A 2,327-nucleotide genomic window follows, 5' to 3' on the forward strand; every position below is an offset into this window, starting at 1 on the left:
CGGAACTCGTAGAACAGCCTGCCCTGGTCCCGCCTCTGCCGACCCATCATCGCCCAGTCCTCCGTCGCCAACCCTCAGCAGACGGAATCACCGTTCGGCGCCACTCTCAACGCCTTTATCGACAGCATCGGCACCAAGCAGACATGCCGGAGGGCGGTGCTGACGGCGGCTTCTGACCAAATGCGGCATTCAAGCTTCGCATGCGATAGTTACGAAAACCCGCCGCAGCCGGCAGTAGCTTAGTGTGAAGCCGCCGCGGCTAGCGCATTCTTCGCATCGATGCGGATTTCTTCCAACTCTGCGAGCGCATCGTCCAAAAACTCATCGATTTCAGCTTCGGTCATCAGATGCGCTGAGATTGCAAGATCCGGAGCCAGACTGAGGGCGCTCGACTTCACGTAGATCTGCACGTAGGCCGCGGCAGGACCTGGCTCGTGTTCGCCGCCACTGCGATGGAAACCGAACCTCCCCTTCGTTGTTCTCACTATCTTGTCTCCTCTCCGCGCTTACGGCTCGGGTCATGAACAGATCGCTCTTTTCCGCATGGGGGCAGTCAGTCCTTGCGCCCCTTTGCTAATGCAGCCGCAAGCTCGCGTACGAGTGGCTTCATGAAGAACGTGTTGTCACGAGGTGTAACGTTCACCTGCACCCCCATCGCATCGAGTTCGGCGGCAACAATGGGCCCGACCGCCGCAACGACGATGCGTTCGAGTCCTTGCCGCAATTCAGCTTCTCGACCGAAGGCGCGAGCGACATCGCGGAACCGTCGAACCTGAGGCGCACTTGTGAAGGCTATGGCGTCGATTTGGCCGGCAGCCATTTCGTCAATGACCGCAATCACACGCGAGTCGTCGGCTTCCGACGCGTAAACATATGGAAGCACGGAATCTGCTTCCGCCCCGGCGCTTTCGAGGAATTGCAGAAGTCGCTCATTCGCAGTGCCGGGATATAGTTGCAGGCCGACCCGCCGACCCGTGAGGTCATGCCGTTCCAGCGCTGCGATAACGCCTTCGGTCGTGGGTTCGCCGGCGGGCACGTCGGCAGCCAATCCGATCTCTCGCAGTGCGCGGACTGGCTTCGGCCCGCGTGTAATCTTGCGTGCCAGGCGCAGCGCATCGATGAAAGCGGGCTCAAGATCAATGCGTCGGGCAAAGCCGCGGAGGCGCCGCAGACCTTCGCCCGTCATCAGCACAAGATCGTCACAACTACCTTTCGCGAAGCGGCGCAGCCACGCCTCTACGGGTCCTATATCAGGCGTATCGCGGATGGCGATCATTGGACAGGGGACGGTATCGGCACCGCGCTCCTCCAGCATGCGGAGCAGTTGGCCAAGTTCGCGCGTTTCCGGCACCACTATTCGTCGTCCGCTCAGCTCTTCCGTCATGCTCAAACTTTCATCCCACGCCGTGGCACACACTCTAGCAAGGTTACGTCGACATCAGGTGACCCAGCTCAAAGTTCTGAGGACCCCCTTGACGGCGGCGATGGCGACGATGGTTAGTCGGCTCACCGATAAGGGGCGTCGAGCGAGATATTCTTAGCGATCGCCAGCTCCCAGCGATCGCCGTTCGCGAGCAGACGTTCCTTATTGTAGTAGAGTTCCTCGGCTGTCTCGGTCGCAAACTCGAAGTTGGGTCCCAGGACGATGGCGTCGACCGGGCAGGCCTCTTGGCAGAAGCCGCAGTAGATGCATTTCATCATGTCGACGTCGAAGCGAGTGGTCCGCCGTGTGCCGTCGTTGCGCCGTGGCCCCGCTTCGATCGTGATGGCCTGAGCCGGGCAGATCGCCTCGCACAGCTTGCAGGCGATGCAGCGCTCCTCTCCATTCGGATAGCGCCGCAGCGCAAGCTCTCCGCGAAAGCGGGGCGAGAGCGAACCCTTCTCAAACGGATAGTTCAGTGTCACCTTCGGCTTTAAGAAGTAGCGCATCGCCAGGAAGAACGCGGACACGAACTCAGTCAAAAAAATCGATCGGGCCGCTTGGTCAAGCCTCCATGTCCTCGTCATGTCCTCGTCCTGTCGGTCTTCACCAGTTTAACCACACGCTCGAACATCTCGCACTCGCCGGGTCTTCGACCTGTTCACGTCCCTCCAGCTTGTATTCGACCCCCTGATATCCACTCCGGCTTCGACCTCACTTCGACGCCAGGTCGGTGAATTAATATGCGACTTCGCACACAACCACGCATGCACTGTCCAACCTCAATCGCCTGTGCCAGGGCTCGGCGAAAACAAGTTGGCTTTGTCAGGTTTGCCCTCCCAGTCCTTGGCATCTGGGGGCGGCTCTCGCTTTATAGTGATGTTCGGCCAGACCTGAGCATATTGGG

General features: G+C 59.8%; 4 protein-coding genes. All 4 read right to left on the reverse strand.

Going from position 1 to position 2,327, the window contains the following annotated elements; translation table 11 throughout:
* Positions 1 to 239 precede the first annotated feature (239 nt).
* Positions 240 to 485, reverse strand: a complete 246-nt coding sequence (locus ACSLE4_RS06605; RefSeq protein WP_435903688.1) for a hypothetical protein — start codon at positions 483 to 485, stop codon at positions 240 to 242.
* 68 nt (positions 486 to 553) lie between these two features.
* Entirely contained in the window at positions 554 to 1,384 is an 831-nt protein-coding gene (locus ACSLE4_RS06610) for a uroporphyrinogen-III synthase (RefSeq protein ID WP_435903689.1), read from the reverse strand.
* 122 nt (positions 1,385 to 1,506) lie between these two features.
* Positions 1,507 to 2,007 (reverse strand): NADH-quinone oxidoreductase subunit NuoI, encoded by a 501-nt coding sequence (gene nuoI / locus ACSLE4_RS06615; protein WP_435903690.1) that lies wholly within the window; start codon positions 2,005 to 2,007, stop codon positions 1,507 to 1,509.
* A gap of 195 nt (positions 2,008 to 2,202) precedes the next feature.
* Positions 2,203 to 2,327: DUF3470 domain-containing protein (locus ACSLE4_RS06620; RefSeq protein ID WP_435903691.1), on the reverse strand; the 125-nt coding region annotated here is incomplete at its 5' end.

The sequence above is a fragment of the Methyloceanibacter sp. genome (assembly GCF_051306395.1).
Taxonomy (GTDB): Bacteria; Pseudomonadota; Alphaproteobacteria; order Rhizobiales; family Methyloligellaceae; genus Methyloceanibacter.